At 65.1% G+C, this 21,470-nt stretch carries 16 protein-coding genes and 1 pseudogene; 9 read left to right on the top strand and 8 right to left on the bottom strand.

Annotated features, from left to right (window positions below):
• Positions 1 to 173: 173 nt before the first annotated feature.
• The gene (locus ABIA45_RS15180; protein ID WP_157281243.1) at positions 174 to 1,046 is read right to left on the bottom strand and encodes an SDR family oxidoreductase; all 873 of its coding nucleotides are present in this window, start codon (positions 1,044 to 1,046) and stop codon (positions 174 to 176) included.
• A gap of 116 nt (positions 1,047 to 1,162) precedes the next feature.
• Between ABIA45_RS15180 and ABIA45_RS15175 the strand changes: the two genes are divergently transcribed.
• From ABIA45_RS15175 to ABIA45_RS15165, 3 genes are all read left to right on the top strand, one after another.
• The gene (locus ABIA45_RS15175) at positions 1,163 to 1,972 is read left to right on the top strand and encodes a crotonase/enoyl-CoA hydratase family protein (RefSeq protein ID WP_404652623.1); all 810 of its coding nucleotides are present in this window, start codon (positions 1,163 to 1,165) and stop codon (positions 1,970 to 1,972) included.
• Between the two features lie 140 nt (positions 1,973 to 2,112).
• Positions 2,113 to 3,657 (top strand): acyl-CoA synthetase, encoded by a 1,545-nt coding sequence (locus ABIA45_RS15170; RefSeq protein ID WP_404652622.1) that lies wholly within the window; start codon positions 2,113 to 2,115, stop codon positions 3,655 to 3,657.
• A 257-nt stretch (positions 3,658 to 3,914) separates the two neighbouring features.
• On the top strand, positions 3,915 to 4,319 hold the full coding sequence (locus ABIA45_RS15165) for a YccF domain-containing protein (RefSeq protein WP_036006208.1): 405 nt from the start codon (positions 3,915 to 3,917) through the stop codon (positions 4,317 to 4,319).
• Positions 4,320 to 4,392: 73 nt separating this feature from the next.
• Here ABIA45_RS15165 and ABIA45_RS15160 read toward each other — a convergent pair whose 3' ends face one another.
• From ABIA45_RS15160 to ABIA45_RS15150, 3 genes are all read right to left on the bottom strand, one after another.
• Positions 4,393 to 5,817 carry a TRAP transporter large permease subunit gene (locus ABIA45_RS15160; protein ID WP_145627859.1) on the bottom strand — a complete coding sequence of 475 codons (1,425 nt, stop codon included), beginning with the start codon at positions 5,815 to 5,817 and terminating at the stop codon, positions 4,393 to 4,395.
• Complete coding sequence (locus ABIA45_RS15155; RefSeq protein WP_271545321.1) at positions 5,814 to 6,377, bottom strand: TRAP transporter small permease subunit; 564 nt, start codon at positions 6,375 to 6,377, stop codon at positions 5,814 to 5,816. The genes ABIA45_RS15160 and ABIA45_RS15155 overlap by 4 nt, the downstream gene beginning before the upstream one ends.
• A gap of 93 nt (positions 6,378 to 6,470) precedes the next feature.
• Positions 6,471 to 7,577 carry a TRAP transporter substrate-binding protein gene (locus tag ABIA45_RS15150; RefSeq protein ID WP_271545320.1) on the bottom strand — a complete coding sequence of 369 codons (1,107 nt, stop codon included), beginning with the start codon at positions 7,575 to 7,577 and terminating at the stop codon, positions 6,471 to 6,473.
• A 1,211-nt stretch (positions 7,578 to 8,788) separates the two neighbouring features.
• Between ABIA45_RS15150 and ppc the strand changes: the two genes are divergently transcribed.
• Entirely contained in the window at positions 8,789 to 11,587 is a 2,799-nt protein-coding gene (gene ppc / locus ABIA45_RS15145; protein WP_404652619.1) for a phosphoenolpyruvate carboxylase, read from the top strand.
• A 70-nt stretch (positions 11,588 to 11,657) separates the two neighbouring features.
• Here the strand turns inward: ppc and ABIA45_RS15140 are convergent, their stop codons facing one another.
• The 3 genes and pseudogenes from ABIA45_RS15140 to ABIA45_RS15130 all read right to left on the bottom strand — a co-directional run bounded on the left by ABIA45_RS15140 (position 11,658) and on the right by ABIA45_RS15130 (position 14,318).
• Positions 11,658 to 12,572, bottom strand: coding sequence for an SDR family NAD(P)-dependent oxidoreductase (locus ABIA45_RS15140; protein ID WP_109144458.1), 915 nt, complete (start codon positions 12,570 to 12,572; stop codon positions 11,658 to 11,660).
• A gap of 187 nt (positions 12,573 to 12,759) precedes the next feature.
• On the bottom strand, positions 12,760 to 13,899 hold the full coding sequence (locus ABIA45_RS15135) for a thiolase C-terminal domain-containing protein (protein WP_275496593.1): 1,140 nt from the start codon (positions 13,897 to 13,899) through the stop codon (positions 12,760 to 12,762).
• Positions 13,900 to 13,903: 4 nt separating this feature from the next.
• Positions 13,904 to 14,318 (bottom strand): annotated as a pseudogene (locus tag ABIA45_RS15130) (Zn-ribbon domain-containing OB-fold protein).
• A 188-nt stretch (positions 14,319 to 14,506) separates the two neighbouring features.
• Between ABIA45_RS15130 and ABIA45_RS15125 the strand changes: the two are divergent.
• From ABIA45_RS15125 to ABIA45_RS15105, 5 genes are all read left to right on the top strand, one after another.
• Positions 14,507 to 15,856: an amidase gene (locus tag ABIA45_RS15125; protein ID WP_404542522.1), complete on the top strand. Its 1,350-nt coding sequence runs from the start codon at positions 14,507 to 14,509 to the stop codon at positions 15,854 to 15,856.
• Positions 15,849 to 16,535, top strand: a complete 687-nt coding sequence (locus ABIA45_RS15120; protein ID WP_404542519.1) for a DUF2848 domain-containing protein — start codon at positions 15,849 to 15,851, stop codon at positions 16,533 to 16,535. Before ABIA45_RS15125 ends, ABIA45_RS15120 begins: the two co-directional genes overlap by 8 nt.
• Positions 16,536 to 16,936: 401 nt before the next feature.
• A complete protein-coding gene (locus tag ABIA45_RS15115; RefSeq protein ID WP_404542517.1) occupies positions 16,937 to 17,683 on the top strand; it encodes a 2OG-Fe(II) oxygenase in 747 nt (248 codons plus the stop codon).
• A 9-nt stretch (positions 17,684 to 17,692) separates the two neighbouring features.
• Entirely contained in the window at positions 17,693 to 18,346 is a 654-nt protein-coding gene (alkB, locus tag ABIA45_RS15110; protein WP_404542515.1) for a DNA oxidative demethylase AlkB, read from the top strand.
• Positions 18,347 to 18,399: 53 nt separating this feature from the next.
• Positions 18,400 to 19,626: an MFS transporter gene (locus tag ABIA45_RS15105; protein ID WP_404652617.1), complete on the top strand. Its 1,227-nt coding sequence runs from the start codon at positions 18,400 to 18,402 to the stop codon at positions 19,624 to 19,626.
• 195 nt (positions 19,627 to 19,821) lie between these two features.
• Here ABIA45_RS15105 and ABIA45_RS15100 read toward each other — a convergent pair whose 3' ends face one another.
• Positions 19,822 to 21,447, bottom strand: a complete 1,626-nt coding sequence (locus tag ABIA45_RS15100) for a thiamine pyrophosphate-dependent enzyme (RefSeq protein WP_271545311.1) — start codon at positions 21,445 to 21,447, stop codon at positions 19,822 to 19,824.
• Positions 21,448 to 21,470: the final 23 nt, after the last annotated feature.

The raw sequence follows: 21,470 nt of genomic DNA, 5'->3' as shown, positions 1-21,470 counted from the left end.
TCATGTCCCGGACGCTGCGCAGCACGAAGTGATGCGCTGCAGAGCCGGGACCCAGCATGCTGCAATGTGCGTTGAGAGAGTTGGGCCCCGGCTCAGCAGCGCACCACGTCGCACCGGACGATGCTTCGCATCGCCGGGGAAGCGCTGCGCTTCGTCCGGGGCACGGAAAAGCGTCACCCCCGCTTCGCGCGGTCCTTCTCGTTCTGCGCCATGATGCTCTCGCGCGCGGTCTTCCAGTCGTCGTCGCTCCAGTCGCGGAGCTGGTAGAAGTTGCCGCCCATGGCGAGCGCCTGGGCGCCGTCCATGGCGATGGTCTCGCCGTTGATCCAGTCGCAGCCGCCGGAGATCAGGAACACGGCCACGTTCTGCAGTTCCTCCATGGTGCCGACCCGGCCCATCGGGTTCATCGCCTTGGTGCGCGCGCCGGCTTCGTCACCGGGCTTGATGCGCTTGCTCATGCCCTCGGTCGGGATCTCGCCCGGGGCGATGGTGTTGAGGCGGATGCCGTGTCGTCCCCATTCGGTGGCAAGCGACATCGTCATGGCGTGGATCGCCGACTTGCTCATCGCCGAGGGCACCACGTAAGGCGAGCCGTTGCGCACCCAGGTCGTGGTGATCGAGACGACGTTGCCGGGCTGCTTCAACGCGATCCAGCGCTTGCCGACCGCATGGGTCACGTAGAACGTGCCGTGCATGACGATGTTGGCGACCGCATCGAAGCCGCGCGGCGAGAGCTCCTCGGTTCGCGAGATGAAATTGCCGGCCGCATTGTTGATGAGATCGGTGAGGGGGCCATCGCGGAAGATGGTCTCGATCATCTCCTCGACCGCGAGCGCGTTGCGGATGTCGACGCCGTGGCTGGTGACGCGGCCGCCGTAGAGATCCATCAGCTCGGTTGCGGTCTCGTCGCACACGATCTTGCGCCGACCGCAAATGTGCACCTCGGCGCCGAGCTGGAGAAACCGCGCCGCCATCGACTTGCCGAGACCGGTGCCGCCGCCGGTCACGAGGATGCGCCGGCTGGCCAGAAGATTTTCCTTGAACATGGCTGTTTCCTCTGTCGCGATTGTCAGTTAATTGGTCGATTGACTAAATCCGGCCGCCGGCGTCCTGTAAAGCGGCACTGAACAAGAACAGGCAAGAACTAGGGGAGAATTCGTCCATGGACGACCGCGTCTCGATCTCGATCTCGGAAGGCGTCGCCGATGTGCGCCTGGTGCGCGCCGACAAGATGAACGCGCTGGATCAGCCCATGTTCGAGGCCCTCGTCGCCGCAACCGACCGGCTGTCGAAGGAGAAGAGCGTGCGCGCCGTCGTGCTGTCGGGCGAAGGCCGCGCCTTCTGCGCCGGGCTGGACATGGGGCGTTTTGCCGCTATGAAGGAGAAGGGCGGCAACGGAATTCCGGGTGGCGAAAATCGCGATCTCACGGTGCGCACCTATGGCAAGGCCAACTTCGCGCAACAGGCGGTGTGGGGCTGGCGCCAGCTACCGATGCCTGTGATCGCGGCCGTGCACGGCGTCGCCTTCGGTGGCGGCTTCCAGCTCTCGCTCGGTGCCGACATGCGCTTTCTCAGCTCGGATGCGCGCATGTCGATCATGGAGATCAAATGGGGCCTCGTGCCCGACATGGCTGGCACGCCGATCCTGGCCTCGCTGGTGCGCGACGACATCCTGCGCGATCTCACCTACACCGGGCGGATCTTCTCGGCGCAGGAGGCGCTGGCTTACGGCCTCGCCACGCGCATCTGCGACGATCCGCGCGCTGCGGCGCTTGAGGTCGCGCGCGAGATCGCAGGGAAAAGCCCCGATGCGATCCGCGCGGCCAAGCGGATGCTGAACAATCTCTCGGTCGATCCGGGCCCGGCGCTGCTCGCCGAATCCGTCGAGCAGCAGAAGCTGATCGGCAGCCCCAACCAGACCGAGGCGGTGCGCGCCAACCTGGAGAAGCGCGCGCCGAATTTTGCGGATTAGCTTTGGGTCATTCCGGGATCCGCCGTAGGCGCAGGCCCGGCATCCATCGAGCCGCATCGTTCGCTGTGAAATGGATTCCGGGTTCGATGCTGCGCATCGACCCGGAATGACGGCACAAACAACAACAAAGAAAAACAACAATGAGCCAAACCTCCCCCTTCCTCGGCATCGTCTCCGGCGAGCGCCGCCGCTCTCACGTCGAGGTCACTGAGCGCGCCGACCGCATCGCGGCCGGCCTCGCCAAGATCGGCGTCCGCCAGGGCGATAGCGTCTGCATGCTGATGCGCAACGACATCGCCTTCCTCGAAGCCGCCTATGCCGCGATGCGGCTGGGCGCCTATGGCGTGCCGATCAACTGGCACTTCAAGCCGGAGGAGATCAATTACATCCTGAAGGATTCCGGCACCGCGGTCCTGATCGCCCATGCCGACATGCTGCATGGCTTGCGCGATGCGATCCCGCATGGCGTCACCGTGCTCAGCGTGCCGACGCCGCCGGAAATCCGCTCCAACTACAAGATCGATCCGGGTCATCTGAAGACGCCGGACTTCGCGATCGATTTCGAAGCCTGGTTCGCGCAACACCCGCCCTATGACGGCCCGATCGTGCCGCAGCCCATGAACATGATCTACACGTCGGGCACGACAGGCCATCCCAAGGGCGTCCGCCGCAACGCGCCGACGCCGGAGCAGCAGGCTGCCGGTGAGCGCATGCGTGCGATGATCTATGGACTCAAGCCCGGCGCCCGCGCATTGCTGCCGGGGCCGCTCTATCATTCCGCGCCGAACTCGTTCGGCATCCGCGCCGGCAAGCTCGGCGGGGTGCTGGTGCTGATGCCGCGCTTCGAGGCGGAGGAATTTCTGCAGGCGATCGAGCGCTACAAGATCGATACCATCTTCATGGTGCCGACCATGTTCATCCGCCTGATGAAGCTGCCCGAGGAAGTGCGCAGGACGTACGACGTCTCCTCGCTGCGCCACGTCATCCATGCCGCCGCGCCGTGTCCGGCCGACGTCAAGCGTGCCATGATCGAATGGTGGGGGCCGGTGATCTACGAGTTCTACGGCTCGACCGAATCCAGCGCCGTGACCTTCGCGACCTCCGAGGATGCGCTGAAGAAGCCCGGCACCGTCGGCAAGATTTCGCCGGGCGCCGAGCTGCGCTTCATCGGCGACGACGGACGCGTACTCGGCGTCGGCGAGATCGGCGAGATCTATTCGCGCATGGCCGAGATGGCCGATTTCACCTATCACAACAAGCCGGAGAAGCGCGCCGAGATCGACCGCGACGGCTTCATCACCTCCGGCGACGTCGGCTATATCGATGAAGACGGCTACGTCTTCATCTGCGACCGCAAGCGTGACATGGTGATATCAGGGGGCGTCAACATCTACCCGGCCGAGATCGAATCCGTGCTGCATGCGGTGCCCGGCGTGCATGATTGCGCCGTGTTCGGCATCCCCGACGCCGAGTTCGGCGAGGCGCTGATGGCCGTGGTCGAGCCGCAACCCGGCGTCACGCTCGAGGCCACCGACGTTCGCGCGAGCCTGAAGACGCATCTGGCCGACTACAAGGTACCCAAGCACATCGAGATCCGCACTGGCCTGCCGCGCGAAGATTCCGGAAAAATCTTCAAACGCCGCCTGCGCGATCCCTATTGGGAGCAGGCGGGCCGGAAGATCTAGCCCTGCTTCGTAGCCGTAGGGTGGGCAAAGCGTCCGCCGTCGCTCGAAGAGCGAAGGCGGAGGCGTGCCCACCAAGTTCGCTTCCGAAGGCAGATCGTGGGCACGGCGCAAGGGCGCCTTTGCCCACCCTACGAGACTGCGGAGAGATCATCCCGGGTTATGCGGCGCTCCGGGCTTCACCTTGCGTGCCCTGAAGCGTCCTGGCGCGGACAAATTCCGAGCCTATATGAATGGGATCACCACCTCCGGATCGTCCCATGGCCCCCGTTTCCATCCTTCTCAACATCCTCTGGATCCTCATCGGCGGCGCCTGGATGGCGTTCGGCTGGTTGATCGCCGCGATCGTCATGGCGATTACCATCATCGGCCTGCCCTGGGCGCGGGCGGCGTTCAACATCGCCGTCTACACGCTGCTGCCGTTCGGCTCCCGGGCGGTGAACCGCTACGATGTCACCGGCGTCGAGGATATCGGCACCGGCCCGCTCGGGGTGATCGGCAACATCATCTGGTTCGTGCTCGCCGGCTGGTGGCTCGCACTCGGTCACCTCCTGACCGCGCTCGTTCTCGCCGTCACCATCATCGGCATCCCGTTCGCCTGGGCCCATCTGAAGCTCGCCGGCATCGCGCTCTGGCCAATCGGCAAGGTGATCGTGCCGGCTTAGGACGTTGCCTGAACGTCGGCGTTCGGCGGCAGAGCGGAGCCGTGCGGCGCCGTCGCGGATTCAATCGCGCGGGCTACTTCTTTTTTGGTGTCAACCAGTCCTCGTCTTCCAGGGACGGTGCTTGTTTCTGCTGTTCCAGGATTTTTCTGTACTCCTCCGGGATCACCTGGCTGCGAGATGCTTCATGCAGCGTGTGCGGGAACCAGGTCGCAATGCCGGGGAAGGCAATCATCAGGCCAACGCAGATCACCTGCAGCACCATGAACTGGAACATGCCAGCGTAGATCGTTCCGAGACTCCAGCCCTTGACCACCTGCTTGAGATAGTACGCTGACATGGCGACGGGCGGTGACAGGAAGGCGGTCTGCAGCACCACCGCAACCAACGCTCCGAACCATATGAGGTCGATGCCCATGCCTTTCACGACAGGATAGAAGATCGGTAGAAACACCAGGATGATGGCCGGCCACTCAAACGGCCACCCCAGCAGGAAAATGAGAAGGAGCACGACAATCAGCATGAGGCTCGGCGGCAACTGCAGGCCGAGCATCGTCTCGGTGATCCAGTTCGCCGAGCCAAGGCGGGCGAACACCGCACCGAAAATGTTCGACGTGACCGCCAGCAGGAGGACCATGCTCGACGTCGCCATCGTCGAGATCAGCGCGCGTTGCAGTCCGCTGAGCGAGAACCTGCGATATGCGATGGCCAGGATCAGCGCGCCGACGCTGCCGATGCCGGCGGCCTCCGTCGGCGTCGCAAGCCCCCCGATGATCGAGCCGAGCGTCGCCGTGATGAGCCCGAGCAGCGGCAGCGTGCCGACGGCCACCTCGCGTGCAATGTATCCAGCGGAGTAGATCCGCTCATCCTTTGGCACCGGCGGCCCGAGCTTGGGATTGATGAAGGAGCGGCCCATCAGATAGATGATGTAGATGCCGGCCAGCAGAAAGCCCGGTCCGAAGGCTGCAGCGTAGAGATCGGCGACCGAAACCCCGAGCACCGGCCCCATCACGATCAGCATGACCGATGGGGGAATGAGAATACCGAGCGTGCCGCCCGCCGTGATGGTGCCCGCTGAAAGCTTGGCATCATAGCCCGCCTTCGTCATGATCGGCGATGCCATGATGCCAAGAACGGTAACGGCTGCGCCGACGATGCCTGTCGCCATCGCGAACACGGTCGAGGTCAGGATGACGACGAGGAAGAGTGCGCCGCGCACCGGCGCAAGCAGCATGCGGAACGCCGTAAAAAGGCGCTCCATCAGTCCCGCCTGCTCGGTGATGAAGCCCATGAAGATGAACAGCGGTACGGCGGCGAGAAGTTCTTCCTTCATCATGCCGATGGTCTGGAAGTAACCAAGCTCGAAGACCGTCCCGCCCATGCCCCAGTAGCCGAACGAGAAGGCGAGAAACAGCAACGTGAACGAGATCGGCACACCGATGAAGATCGCGCCCAGCAGCACCAGCAGCATGATGAGGCCGATGAGCGCTTCTGCGGTCATATCTCGACTTTCTCCTTATGCTCCAGCTCGACGCCGGTGCGCGCCATGTAGATGCTCTTGATCAACTCGGACACGCCCTGGACCAGCAGCAGGAGGCAGGCGAGCGGCACGACGAATTTGAACGGCCACAGCACGGGCCGCCAGGGAGTCTGGTCCGAAGTCTCGTTGATCAGCCAGGCGTAGTGAAATTCGTTCCAGCTGATCAGGAACAGCATGATCAGGCTCGGGAAGAAGAAGACGACGTAGGAGATCGTATCGATCCAGCCCTTCCTACGGATCGAGAACTTCTCCCAGAAGAAGTCGGTACGGATATGAGCACCCTTGTGCAGCGCGTAAGCGGCGCCAAGCATGAAGAGCGAGCCGTACAGCATGTAGGTTGCGTCGTAGGCCCATATGGTCGGCGCGTTGAACAGGTAACGCGCTCCAACCTCGTAGGCGACGGCGAAAACCAGCGGCACCGAGAGCCACGAGATGATCGTGCCGGTCCGGTCGGTGAAGCCGTCGATCATCCTGATGATAGCCAGAAGCGCCGGTGGCTGCCCGCCTGTTATCTCAGCCATGCCTCGCTCCTGTCGCCGATCACTCGTGCGGCGCAAGCAGGCCGCCTGCGTGCGAATTGAGGGCGGTCAAATCGGCCGCCCTCGGAGGAAGTCCTATTTCTCGGTTGGGAAGTAGTAGTTCGCCATGAAGGAGTATGGCGGGAAGTAAGACCTCTTGTACGGCACCACAGCGCTGGCATACGCCTTCTGCGAGTCGTGCACCTTCTTGAAGAACGGGTTCTTGGCGCCCTCGGCCGCCGCGATCTCGTCCCACTTCTTGATGAAGGCCAGCAGGATCTCCGTCGGCGTGCGGAGGATCTGTACGCCGTGCTTCTGCTGCATCTCAATCAGCGCATCGGCGTTCTGGCGCTGCCACTTGGTCCACCAGACGAGGAATGTCTCGTTGGCCGCCGACTTGATGATCTCCTGATGTTGCGGGCTGAGCTCCTTCCACACATCGCCGTTGATCACGAGCTCGCCGACCGTCACGTTCTCATGCAAGCCGGGTGAATAGTGATACTTCCAGACATTGTGGAAGCCGAGCTGCATGTCCTCGATGCCACCGACCCATTCGGCGCAATCGATCACGCCGCGTTGCGCGGAGGGAATGATTTCTCCGCCCGGCATGTTGACCACCGTGAAGCCGAGCGCCTGCCACACTTCGCCGGCCATGCCGGTCTGGCGGCATTTCATGCCCTTCATGTCCTCGACCGTCTGGATCGGCTTCTTGAACCAGCCGAACGCCTGCGGCCCTGCAGGCAGGATTGGAAACACGACGAGGTTGAGCTTGAGCTCCTTCTGATAAAACTCGTTGTAAAGCTCGAGGCCGCCGCCGTGATAGAGCCAACCCATCACGTCCATGAAGTCCATGCCGAAGGTGCCGCCGGGACCGCCGGTGAACAGGATCGCGGTCTTGTTCTTGCCGGTCCAGTAGCCGGCCCACGCATGCGCTCCGTCGAGCACCTTCTTGTTGGTTGCGTCCAGCACCTCGAACGCCGGCACGACCTGGCCGGCGGGCATCGCCTCGATCTTCAGCGCGCCGGCTGACAGCTTGTTCACTCGGTCGACGAAATAGGTGAAGTTGTCATAGAGCGTGAGCGACGCCGGCCATGTGGCCTGCATCTTCAACACCTTCGTCTGCGCCATGACTGTTGTGGTGGATACGACAAACGCCGAAGCGATCAGGGCAACGGCGACCAACCCCAGAAACATGCGTTTCATGAGCTATCTCCTCCCTTGGACAACGTGACCGCGGCGAACTATTTTCTTCGTTGTTCTTGATCGCCAAGTCTTCAAACCACGTCTGTCATCATTCTGCCACCATCGCCGCAAGTTGTCATCTTGCTTTCTGGCCGCAGCAAGCGCTGGATTTGGACATGGGCGAGACGTCAGCTCTTTGACCCTTCGGCGACGAACCTCCATTCGTTTGTTGCGCTGGCTGTCGGTGGCAAACCAGACGCCGGGGGGCGCCTTTGGCTGCGGCCGGACGCGTCCAGGCGATGCGGCGCACACCATGCCTCGCGTTGCCCGACGGGCAAAACACGCCAATGCAGGTCAAGTGGCGGGAGTGCAAATATTCTGATTGACCGAATTCGCTGTTTCGGGTAAACCGCAGCACATCCCGGCTCGTCAAAGGGACGTTTCGCGATCGTCACGATACGTAGGCCGGGATGCGATGGACGCGGCAGCGCCGGCGCGTGACGGGATGGCAGGGCGGGCAAACCCGTGAGCCATCGCGATCCGCGGCACGACACGGTGTGGTCACAGCGTTGCTTTTCGGCATTGGGGGCGAGCACGCGCGAGCTTCCGACTGTCCGGGAGGGACGTTCGCGGACGGCAAAAGCGTGTGGTCCTGACGCCCGGGTTCTGTGCGTCAAGGCTTGCGGTGGTGAAGCGGCCCGACCGGGTGCGCGCATCAGTGATCCTCAAGGCAACGGGGGCAATAGTGCATCGCTCCCCGGGGAGAGCGCGCCATAAGCCGTAAAACCATTGCGCAGGGAAGGCCGGGATGTTCCGGCATCACCTGTGGTCACCCCGCGTGCGTCTTGTCGCGTGCGGACCTTGGGTGCCGGCTGGCGCCCGGCCTTCCCTGCGCCCTTGCTTCTCGATGAGGGCGAAACGGACAGCAAAACTTCGGGCGCCTGCGCCGTGAGACCGCGAAGGCATGTTTGTTTGACCAGGCTGGCCATTCTCGTGCCCCGGACGCAGCGCAGCGCTCCTTCAGCGATGCTCTGCAGAGCCGGGGCCCATGTCGCGGCTGTCGCTCCTGGGGCCCGGCTCTGCGCAGCAACGCTAAGGGGCGTTGCTGCTTGTCCGGGACACGAGCGCCGCCAGCAGTTTGCGTCGCCCCAACTTCATCTTGCACTGCGGTAGAAAAATATCGCACACTCCGTCGGACCGGGCCGCCAAGGGCGCGAGCAGGGGAGCGAGCCATGTCCCTCCAGACCGTACCATCCGACAGCACTGAGCAGCGCCCCAACCGCCCTGAGGATGTCCAGGCGATGGAGGCCGATGCCCGGCTGCGGGACGACATCCGCCTGCTCGGGCGCATCCTCGGCGACACCGTGCGCGACCAGGAGGGGGCCGACGTGTTCGACCTGGTCGAGCGCATCCGCCAGACCTCGATCCGATTCCACCGCGATGAGGACCGGCTCGCCCGCCGCGAGCTCGAGCAGATCCTCGACAGCATGTCGACCTCCGAGACCGTGCGGATCGTCCGCGCCTTCAGCTATTTCTCGCACCTCGCCAACATCGCCGAGGACCAGAACAACATTCGACAGATGCGCGCGCGCGCGGCGGCCAAGAATGGCGGCTCCGGCGTGCTGGCGGAGACACTGGCGCACGCCAAGGCGGCGGGCATTGGTCCCGACCAGCTTCGCACCTTCTTCAAGACCGCGCTGGTCAGCCCGGTGCTGACCGCGCATCCGACCGAGGTCCGCCGCAAGAGCACCATGGACCGCGAGATGGAGATTGCAGCCCTGCTCGATCGCCGCGAGCGGGTTGCACTGACCGCGGAGGAGGCGGCTGCCAGCGACGAGCAACTCCGCCGCGAGGTGCTGACGCTGTGGCAGACTAACCTGTTGCGCCGGACCAAGCTCACCGTGCTGGATGAGGTCGCCAACGGCCTGTCGTTCTACGACTACACCTTCCTGCGCGAGGTGCCGCGGCTCATCAACGCGCTGGAGGATCGGCTGGAGGAGGGCGGCGAGCAGGCGGCCGGCGAGCTCGCCTCGTTCCTGCGCATGGGCAGCTGGATCGGCGGCGACCGCGACGGCAACCCGTTCGTCACTGCCGACGTCATGCGCGGCACGCTGCGGCTGCAGTCGAGCCGGGTGATGCAGTTCTATCTGAACGAGCTGCACGTGCTCGGCGCGGAGCTGTCGATCGCAGCCCATCTCGCCGACGTCTCCGAGGAGCTGCGAACGCTTGCCGAGCGCTCGCCGGACACCTCGCCGCACCGGAGCGGCGAGCCCTATCGCCTCGCGGTATCAGGCATCTATGCCCGTCTCACCGCGACGGCTGAAAAGCTCGAAGTCGAGATCACGCGCCGGCCTGTCGGCAAAGCGGCGCCTTACGAGAGCGTGAGGGAGTTGCTGGCCGATCTCGACGTGCTGCATCGCTCGCTGATCTCCAACAACGCCCGCGTCATCGCCCGCGGTCGACTGCGGCTCTTGCGCCGCGCGGTGGATTGCTTCGGCTTTCACCTGGCCCGGCTCGACATCCGTCAGAACTCGGCCATCCACGAGCGCACCATCGCCGAGCTGATCGACGCCGCCAATCCCGGCATGTCCTATCTCGCGCTCGGCGAGGATGCCCGCATCTCGCTGCTGACCAACGAGCTACGCTCGACGCGCGCGCTGGTCTCGCCCTTCGTCAAATACAGCGACGAGACCATGGGCGAGCTCAACGTGTTCCATGCCGCCGCGGAAGCGCATGCGAAATTCGGCTCGGACGCCATTCCCCAATGCATCATCTCAATGTGCAAGGGCATGTCGGACATGCTCGAGGTCGCCGTGCTCCTGAAGGAGGTCGGCCTCGTCCATCCCTCCGGCCGCAGCGCCATCAACATCGTGCCGCTGTTCGAGACCATCGAAGACTTGCAGGCTTCGAGCAGCATCATGGACCGCATGCTGTCGTTGCACGATTACCGCCGGCTCGTCGACAGCCGCGGCAGCGTGCAGGAGGTCATGCTTGGGTACTCCGACAGCAACAAGGACGGCGGCTTCGTCACCTCGGGCTGGGAGCTCTACAAGGCCGAGATCGGCCTCGTCGAAGTGTTCGAGCGGCACCACGTGCGCTTACGCCTGTTCCACGGCCGCGGCGGCTCCGTGGGGCGCGGCGGCGGGCCGAGCTATGACGCCATCATCGCGCAGCCCGGCGGCGCGGTGAACGGCCAGATCCGCATCACCGAGCAGGGCGAGATCATCTCGTCGAAATATTCCAACGCCGAGGTCGGCCGCAACAATCTGGAGATCCTCGCCGCCGCGACGCTGGAGGCGAGTCTCCTGCATCCACGCCAGAGCGCGCCGCGCCGCGAATATCTGACCGCGATGGACGAACTCTCGAACCTCGCCTTCAAGGCCTATCGCGGCCTCGTCTACGAGACCGAAGGCTTCGTCGATTACTTCTGGTCGTCCACCGTCATCAACGAGATCGCCACGCTCAACATCGGCAGCCGTCCGGCCTCGCGCAAGAAGACCCGCGCGATTGAGGACCTCCGCGCGATTCCCTGGGTGTTCTCCTGGGCGCAATGCCGATTGATGCTACCGGGCTGGTACGGCTTCGGCAGCGCGGTCGAACAGTGGATCGCGGAGCATCCAGAGCAGGGCATGCCGTTCCTGAAAGAGCTCTACCAGGAATGGCCGTTCTTCCGCATGCTGCTGTCGAACATGGACATGGTGCTGGCGAAAAGCTCGATCGCGATTGCCTCGCGCTATGCCGAGCTGGTGCCGGACGAAGCCTTGCGTGAGAAGATCTTCGGCCGCATTCGCCGCGAATGGCATTCCTGCATCGAAACGCTGCTCGATATCATGGGCCAGGACCGATTGCTCCAGGGCAACCCGCTGCTGGAGCGCTCCGTCCGCCACCGCTTCCCCTATCTCGATCCGCTCAACCACGTGCAGGTCGAGCTCTTGAGAGAGCACCGCGCGCAGAACCCCGACGAGCAGGTGCTGCGCGGGATCCAGCTGACCATCAACGGCATCTCGGCGGGGTTGCGGAATACGGGGTAGGGCGAGTTGCAAATGGCGAGTAGCGAATAGAAACCCTATTCGCCATTCGCCACTCCCGATTCGCGCTACCTTACACCGGGTCCCAGGTGAAGATGTCGGCGGAGCGGTCGAGCTTGTAGAACGAGCCCTTCAGCGCCGGCATGCCGTGTTCGGCGATCGACTGCGGCGTCCAGCCTTCGCTCCGCTGCACCGAGCGGATCGGACGGTTCTGGCTGAACAGGAAGATCTCATTCATGCGCACGCCAAAGATCTGGCCGGTAACGTCCTTGGCGGAATCGCCGAGCAGGTAGCCGCAGAGCGGCGCGATCTTCTCCGGGCCCATCTGCTTGATCTTCTCGACGCGCGCCTTCTCGGCGTCGGTCTCGGTCGGGATGGTGCCGATCATGCGGGTCCAGGCGAACGGCGAGACGCAGTTGGAGCGGACGTTGAAGCGCCCCATGTCGAGCGCGATCGACTTCGACAGTCCGACGATGCCGAGCTTGGCCGCCGCGTAATTGGCTTGGCCGAAGTTGCCGATCAGGCCGGAGGTCGAGGTGAAGTGCACGAACGAGCCCGACTCCTGCTCGCGGAAGATGCGCGCTGCGGCGTGGCTGACGTAGAACGAGCCCATCAGATGCACCTTGATGACGGCCTCGAACGCTTCCACGCTCATCTTGTGGAAGATCATGTCGCGCAGGATGCCGGCATTGTTGACGACGCCGTCGAGCCGGCCGAAATGATCGGTTGCGGTCTTCACGATCTTGCTGGCGGGAATAGCTTCCGCGACGCTTTCGAAATTGGCGACGGCCGTGCCGCCGCGCTTCTTGATCTCCTCGACCACCTCCTCGGCGGGCGCCGCGTTCGCACCAGCGCCGTCGGCGGCTCCGCCGGGATCGTTGACGACGACCTTGGCGCCCTCGGCCGCGCACAGAAGCGCAATCTCGCGCCCGATACCGCGGCCTGCGCCGGTGACGATGATGACCTTGTCTTGCAGTGATTTGCTCATGTGGGTTCTCCGCTATGCGTTCCGGCGTTTCTTACCTCGCCCCGCTTGCGGGGAGAGGTCGGAGCGCATCGAAGATGCGATCCGGGTGAGGGGGTACAGGTCTCGCAGCCATCTCATCCGTGGAGAGAGGCCCCTCACCCCAGCCCTCTCCCCGCAAGAACGGGGAGAGGGAGAGGCGAGCAGCGGGTTACCTCTCGTTCGTGAACACGATCGTGCCACTCGCGGCGAACATGCCGCCGACACCGTGGCACACCGAAATCTTCGCGTTCGGCACCTGTGCCGGCGCGATGCCGCGCATCTGGCGCACGCTCTCCTGCAGCGCGTACATGCCGTACATGCCCGAGTGCATGTAGGACAGGCCGCCGCCATTGGTGTTGAGCGGCAGCTTGGCCCCAGGCCGCGTGTTGCCGTCGGCGATGAATTGGCCGGTCTCCTCATAGGGCATGAAGCCGAGATCGCCGAGGCCGAACAGCGGCAGATGCGCGAACGCATCGTAGATCATGAGATGGTCGACATCCCCGTGTGCGATGCCGGCCTCCTTGAAGGCGAGCGGCCCCGCGGTCTTGAAGGCACGCGAGGAGTTGAACGTCTCCATCTGGCTGACCATCGGCGTCTCGACGCTCTCGCCGGTGCCCATGATGTAGACCGGCTTGCGCGGAAAATCCCTGGCGCGGTCGGCCGAGGTCAGGATCAGCGCGCCGCCGCCGTCAGTGACGAGGCAGCACTGCAGAAGCCGGAACGGATAGGCGATCATGCGCGAGTTGAGGACGTCGGCGACCGTGATCGGCTCCTTCATCATCGCGCGCGGATTCTTCGCCGCCCACTCACGTTGCACCACCGCGACCGAAGCCAGCTGCTCGTGAGTGATGCCGTAGGTCTTCATGAAACGCAGCACGGGAATCGGGAACATGCTGGGCGGGCCATAGACGCCGAAAGGAGCCTCGAACTGGCCGTTGAGGCTGTCGGCCGGCGTCGAGCGCGGCAGTTTGCCGATCATCGACTTGCCGCTCTCGGCGTGGGTGATCAGCACCGTCTTGCACAGACCCGCCTCGATCGCCGCCGCGGCGTGGCGGACATGCAGCATGAAGGAGCAGCCGCCGACCGAGGTGCCGTCCACCCAGGTCGGCTTGATGCCGAGATAGTGGCAGACCTGCTGCGGCGTTTCGACCGCGGTGGCGAAGCCGTCGATGTCGGACAGCTTCAGCCCGGCATCGGCGATGGCGTTGAGCGCGGCATCCGCATGCAGCTGGAGCTGCGAGGCGTTGGGAATGACACCGAGCTCTGTGGTCTCGGCCGCGCCGACGACGGCAACCTGGTTCTTGCGCATGGCCTTACCCCTTCGCCGGGCGGAAGACGGGGAGGGTGATCTTGTCGTCGAGCTCCTGGAAGGCGACCTCGAGCTTCATGTCGAGTTCGAGCGCCTCGGGGGTCTGCGGGCAGTCGATGATGTTGCTCATCATCCGCGGGCCCTCGTCGAGCTCGACCACCGCGATGGCGTAAGGCGGCGTGAAGCCCGGCGCGGCCGGACGATGGTTGATCACGTAGCTGTAGAGAATGCCCTTGCCGCTCGCTTTGAAGATGCTGACCTTGCGCGAGGCGCAGGAGGGGCAGAACGGGCGCGGCGGGAAAGTAGACATGGGCACAGGCATCGCAGCGCTGCAGGCGCAATTCGCCGGCCTTGGTGCCGTCCCAGAAGTGCTGGGTCTCCGGCGTCGGTTTCGGTCGCGCGCGCTGCGGTTCGGCCATGTTGGCGGCTCCTCCCAAGAGACTCCCGAGCGACAGGCCTCGCGCCCGCCGGTTTCGAACTTGATGCGACAATCGACCATGGCGCGTCAACGGTCCAGCAATGCGCATGCATGCCATCATGCGCACAATGCTTGTGTCGAGCTGAGCCAGCGCTATAGATTGCGCGCGAAATATTCCGTGAGACAGACATGCCCGATTTTCCGACACTGGCGCAGCTCGCCGAAGATCTCGAAAGCGGCCGCACCACCTCCCGCAAATTGGTCGAGGCCTGCCTCGCCAGGATCGCCGACCCCGCGGGCGAGGGCCAGCGCGCCTTCATCCATGTCGACAAGGACGCCGCGCTCGCCGCCGCCGATGCGATGGATGCCTTGCGCAAGGCCAAGGCGGCGCCGTCGCGCTATGCCGGCATCCCGATCTCGATCAAGGATCTGTTCGACATCAAGGGCCAGGTGACGCGCGCCGGCTCGCGCGCGCTGGATGACTCAGCCCCGGCCGAGCACGATGCCGCGACGGTGGCGCGGCTGCGAAAGGCCGGCTTCGTCGTGATCGGTCGCACCAACATGACCGAGTTCGCGTATTCCGGCATCGGCATCAATCCGCATTATGGCACGCCGAAGGGAGCTTGGAACCGGTCCGAAGGCCACGTGCCCGGCGGCTCGTCCGCCGGCGCGGCGGTGTCCGTGCTCGACGGCATGGCGCATGGCGCGCTCGGCACCGACACCGGCGGCTCCTGCCGGATTCCGGCCGCCTTCAACGGCATCGTCGGCTACAAGCCGACGCAGCGCCGCGTGCCGCTCGACGGCTCGGTGCCGCTTTCATTCTCGCTCGACAGCATCGGACCGCTCGCACGATCGGTCAGCTGCTGTGCCATACTCGATGCCGTGCTCGCCAATGAGCCGATCGTCGCCTTGAGGCCGCGGCCGATCCAGGGCATGCGCCTTGCGGTGCCCACCACGATCGCGCTCGATGACCTCGACGCCGAGGTGGCCAAGACCTTCGAGCGCGCGCTGAAGACGCTGTCCGATCACGGCGCCATCGTCGAGCGTATCGAGATGGCGGAGTTCCATGACGTCGGCCCGATGAACGCCAAGGGCGGTTTTGCGGCCTCCGAGAGCTATGCCTGGCACCGCTATCTCATCACGGCCAAGGGCGACGTCTACGATCCCAGGGTCGCGGTGCGCATCATGCGCGGCGAGGCGCAGAGCGCGGCCGACTACATCGACCTGCTCAACGAACGCCGCTCGCTGATCGCGCGCGTCAATGCGCGCATCGCGCCCTATGATGCGCTGGTGCTGCCGACCACGCCCAACACACCGCCGAAGATCGCCGACCTCGCCGACGATCAGGCGTTCACCCGCGAGAACATCCGCGCCTTGCGCAATTGCAGCCTGATCAACCTGATCGACGGTTGCGCCATCTCGCTGCCCTGTCATCGCGAGGGCGACATTCCCGTCGGCCTGATGCTGGCGGGCGCAGGCGGCTCGGACCGCCGTATCTTCGAGCTTGCTGCCGGCATGGAGGCCGTCATTCGTGTTTGATCTCACTTTCACCGTCGATGCCCAGGACACCACCACGCCCCTAACGCTGGCGATCGACCAGCTGGTCATCGCCGGCTGGACCGGCCGCGACACGGTCGCGCGCGACAAGCACATCGCCGAGCTGGAGGAGATGGGCATCGCCCGCCCGGCCTCGACGCCGATCTACTACCGCGCCTCGGCGCGGCGGCTGACCCAGGAGGACAGCATCGAATGCACCGGCGGCGATTCTAGCGGCGAGGTCGAGTTCGTGCTGATCGGCTGGCAGGGCCGCATCTTCGTCGGCTGCGGCTCGGATCACACCGACCGCAAGGTCGAGGCCTACAGCGTCACGGTCTCCAAGCAGATGTGCGACAAGCCGATCGCCTCGGCGCTGTGGCAGCTCGAGGACGTCATCGGCCATTGGGACAAGATGATCCTGCGCTCCTACGCCACCATCAAGGGCGAGCGCGTGCTCTACCAAGAGGGCACGCTGGACGCGATGCTGCCGGTCGCCGACCTCATCGCGCGCGGCTTTGACGGTAGCAAGTTCCCCGACGGCTGCGCCATGTTCGGCGGCACCTTCGCCGCCAAGGGCGGCATCCGCCCCGCAGATCGGTTCGATTTCGAGCTGGAAGATCCCGTGCTGAAGCGGACGATCCGGCACGGCTACGACGTGGTGACGCTGCCGGTGCGGGGGTAACTCGCTCCACAAGCGACGGCCCCGTAGGGTGGGCAAAGCGAAGCGTGCCCACGTATTGCGAAGACGTGGGCACGGCGCAAGAGCGCCTTTGCCCACCCTACGAAACTGCCGGTGAGGGGCTGATCCCTCTCCGCGTCATTGCGAGCGAAGCGAAGCAATCCAGGCTCTCTCCGCGGAACCAGTCTGGATTGCTTCGTCGCAAGGGCTCCTCGCAATGACGGGGAGACGATCATCGGAAATCGGGTGGTTGTGGCGCCCGGGATCTGCGACACCCGCTCCCGTCATTCCGGGGCGCGCCCACTTGGGCGCGAGCCCGGAATCCATACTCCCGATCGTGGTTATGGATTCCGGGCTCGCGACTGCATCGCGCCCCGGAATGACGGATGGATAGGATCATCGCCATGGCCATCGCGAAACTCGTTTCCGCTCTCGATGAAACAGCCGACCTCGCCGGCCACGTCGACGCCCTCGACTGGCCCCAAATCACCGCCGAGCTCGACTCCCAAGGCTGCGCCGTGCTGAAGAACCTGCTGACGCCTGCCCAATGCGGCGCCATTGCCGCGCTCTACCCGGACGATGCGCACTTCCGCAGCCGCATCGTGATGGGCCGCCACGGCTTTGGCCGCGGCGAGTACAAGTACTTCGCCTATCCGTTGCCCGAACTGATCGCGCAGCTCCGCCCCGCGCTCTACGCGCACCTGCAAGCCGTCGCCAATCGCTGGAATGAGGCGATGGGGATCGACATCCGCTATCCCGGCACACATGCGGCGTTCCTGAAGCGCTGCCACGACGCCGGGCAGACGCGGCCGACGCCCCTGCTGCTGCAATATGAGGCTGGCGACTACAATTGCCTGCACCAGGACCTCTATGGCGAGCACGTGTTCCCGCTCCAGGTCGCGATCCTGCTGTCCGACCCCGGACGCGATTTCAGCGGCGGCGAGTTCGTGCTGACCGAGCAGCGTCCGCGCATGCAGTCGCGGGCCGAGGTGGTGCCGCTGGCACAGGGCGATGCGGTCGCCTTCGCTGTGCATCATCGTCCGGTGCAGGGGACACGCGGCACCTACCGCGTTAATCTGCGCCACGGCGTCAGCCGGATCAGATCCGGCCGGCGCCACACGCTGGGTGTGATCTTCCACGATGCCAAATGAGCGCTGCGATTGACGGGTGATCTGTTCGACAGCCTCGCCGAGGCGCAGCCATCGCGCGAAAAGATCGCCGACGGTGCCGTGCTGCTGCGCGGCTTCGTCAAGCCGATCGAGAGCGGGCTGATCGACGCGGTCCGCGCCATCGTGGCGCAGTCGCCGTTCCGGCGGATGACGACGCCGGGCGGCCACCTGATGTCGGTGGCGATGACCAATTGCGGCGAGCGGGGCTGGATCACCGATCACACCGGCTATCGCTACGATCCCATCGATCCGCGCACCGGTGCGCCATGGCCGGCGATGCCGCCGCTGTTCGCCGATCTCGCCCGCCGCGCCGCGGAGCAGGGCGGCTTTGAAGGCTTTGCCCCCGATGCCTGCCTCGTCAACCGCTACGAGCCGGGCACGAGGCTGTCGCTGCATCAGGACAAGGACGAGCTGGACTATTCCGCGCCGATCGTCTCGGTCTCGCTCGGGCTGCCCGCGACCTTCCTGTTCGGCGGCCTCGCGCGCAATGACAAGCCGCGCCGCTTCCGGCTCGTCCATGGCGACGTCGTGGTCTGGGGCGGGGCCAGCAGGCTCGCCTATCACGGCGTGGCGCCGCTCGCCGACGGCGAGCATCCGCTGCTCGGCCGGAAGCGGATCAACCTGACCTTCCGCAGGACGCGCTGACGCGTTTCCTCGCAGCCCTCGCTCGTCTAAGCTTGGGGCGGGGAGGCGGCGACATGACGACCACACAGAGCTCGGCCGGCACGGGCACGGCGAACCGCACGGGGCTGTATCTCGGGGTGCTGCAATTGGTGTTCACGCTGGGCTGGACCACCTACGTCGTCTACCTGCCAAAGCTCGCCGCCGATGTCGGCATCGCGCCGTCCACCGTGATCCTCATCCTGATGCTGGATCAGGCGATCTTCACCATTGCCGATACCGCGATGGGAGTAGCCGCCGACAAGCTCGCGCCCCATGTCGGCAGGCTCGGCCTGTTCGTCGCCCTCGTGACCGCGATCTCCTGCGGCGCCTTCGTCGCGCTGCCCTTCGTTGCCGGAGCCGGCGCGGCGGCGCAGGGCTGGTTCATCGCGCTGATCGTGATCTGGTCGATCACCTCCTCGGCGCTGCGCGCGCCGCCGCTGACCTTGCTCGGCAAATACCGCGCCAAGCCGCAGGTGCCGTTCCTCGCAGCGCTCGCCATGCTCGGCTACGGCATCGCCGGCGCGGTCTCCCCCTATCTCGGCGTGGTGCTGCGCGAGCACGATGCGCGGTTGCCGTTCGTGATCTCCAGCGTGGTGCTGCTTCTGACCGCGCTCGGGCTATCCAGGATCGAGCATGACGTGGCGCGCGAGACCGTGCCGCCCACACCGGACGAAGCGGCAAAGCCGCTCGGTCTCGTCCCAATCGCCTTCATCGTCGCGATGATCACGCTCGCACTCGGCTACCAGCTGCACTTTGCCATGAACAGCGCGCCGTTCTATCTGCGCTTTGCAGCTCCCGGCGACCTGCAATGGCTGATGCCGGTGTTTTGGATCGGCTTCAACATCGCGATGTTTCCGGCAAGCCTGATCGTCAAGCATCGCGGCGGCCTCGTCGTGATGGGCGCCGCCGGCCTGTTCGGTGCGGTGGCGATTGCGGCGGCCGAATTCGCCGGCAATCTCAACACGCTGATCGCCGCGCAATTTCTCGCCGGAGCTGCCTGGGGCTGCATGCTGATGAGCGCGGTCTCGGCTGCGCTCGCGATCGGCTCGACCGGCGCGGAAGGCAAGGTCACGGGCCTCGTCTTCTCCGCGCTCGCCCTCGGCACCTTCGCGCGGATGGCCGCGGTTGCCGGCGGCCTGCAGAAGATGCCGGAATACGCGCCGCTGCTGCACTGGGCGCCGGTCGCCTGCTGGTCGGTCGCGGGCGCCGGTCTGCTGGTGATTGCAGCCGCGCGGCTGCAGGGCGCGTCTAAAGCGCGATGAATTAGGCTTGATCGCGCAACGACGGAGGTACGCTCCCTCTCCCGCTTGCGGGAGAGGGTTGGGGAGAGGGTGCTTCCGCAATGGGACAATCCCCAAGAGGAGAAAGCCCTCACCCGCGCCTTCGGCGCGACCTCTCCCGCAAGCGGGAGAGGTGAACAAGCCGCGACAATCGATTCAACCTAAAGCCATTTCGCCTCAAGGCTTCGGCGGGTGAATGAAGGCCCACGGGCTGACTTCGGAATCCCGGGGCACCTCGACGGAAATCAGCACCGGCCCGCCGTGGCCGAGCGCCTTCTCCATCGCCGCCTTGAATTGCTCCGGCGCGGTGACGCGCGCAGCAGTCACGCCAAAGGATTCCGCGAGCTTGACGAAATCCGGATTGACGAGGTCGGACGCCACCACTCGGCCATCGAAATGCTGGCGTTGGTCGCGGCGGACATTGCCGTAGGCGTTGTTGTTGAACACCAGCGTCACCACGCCGATGTTGAACTGCACGGCGGTGGCAAGCTCCTGCACGCCGAACATGAAGCCGCCGTCCCCGGTGATGGCGACGACCGGCTTGTCGGGATTGGCGACCTTGGCGCCGAGCGCGGTCGGGAAACCCGAGCCGAGCGTGCCCTGGTAGCCCGAGGTGATGAAGGTGCGCGGCTGGTAGATTGGAAAGCCGTACCAGGAGGCGAAGCCGACCTGCGACAGTTCGTCGGTGACGATCGCATCTGCCGGCAGTACCTCGCGCAGGATGTTGAGATAGGCCATCTGCGGCTGAACCCGCTGGATCTCGGCTTGCGCGGCCGCGGTGGCCTCGCGGATCGTGCCGCGCCGTCCGGAAGTCTTGCTGTAGCCGGCCCTGCGAACGGCGGCGGCGAGATCGCGGGTCGCGGTCTTGGCATCGGCGACGATCGCGGTGTCCGACGAGAACCGCCGCATCTCGACCGGATCGATGTCGATGCGGATGCTCTTCAGGCCAGTGGGCCGATACGGCCAGCGCGACATGGTCGGCAGCTCAAGCCGTGTGCCGATGCCGATCATGAGATCGGTATTCGGCCACAGCCTGTAGGCCGCGGCCATAGTGAGCCCGAGCTCGTGCGCATTGGAGACGATGCCGCGGCCGCTGCGGAAGGCGACCACGGGCGCATCGATCATCTCGGCGAGCTCGAGGATTTCCTCACCCGCTTCGATCGCGCCGCTGCCGACGAAGATCATCGGCGCCTTGCTGGTCCTGATGAGCGCGGCGGCCTGCTTGATCATATCAGGATCAGGCTGCGGCGCCGGCAGAGGCTCCAGCACCTTCGCAGGCGCCGCGTCGGCACGCTGGGTGAAGACGTCCCAGGGCATCTCGACCGACGCGGGGCCGCGCCGTCCCGACATCATCTCCTGGAAAGCGCGCGCGACGATCGTCGGCGCATCGCCGGGATATTCGATGCGCTCGGCCCATTTCACATAGGTGCGCAAGGTCGCGAGTTGGTCCGGCATCTCATGCAGATGGCCGCGACCCTTGCCCAGGAACGAAGTCGGCACCTGGCCGGTGACGCACAGCACCGGCTCGTTGCAGCCGAACGCGGTGAGCAGCGCGGCGCTGGCATTGAGCACGCCCGGGCCGGGTACCACGCTGAACACGCCGGGCCGGCCGCTGGAGCGCGCATAGCCGAATGCCATGTAGCCGCAGGCCTGCTCGTGCCGCGCGCCGATCACCTTGAGCTGGGCCTGGTGGAACGCGTCGAACAGGCCGTAGACCTGCGCGCCGGGCAGGCCGAACACGGTGTCGACGCCGTGGGCGACAAGCCCGCTTACGATCGCTTCGCCGCCGGAGAGGCTGGTCATTTGGTTATTCCATTTCGCTTGTT

It is taken from the genome of Bradyrhizobium sp. USDA 336 (assembly GCF_044908355.1).
Classification (GTDB): Bacteria; Pseudomonadota; Alphaproteobacteria; order Rhizobiales; family Xanthobacteraceae; genus Bradyrhizobium; species Bradyrhizobium yuanmingense.
This window is presented reverse-complemented; position numbering and strand designations above follow the sequence as displayed.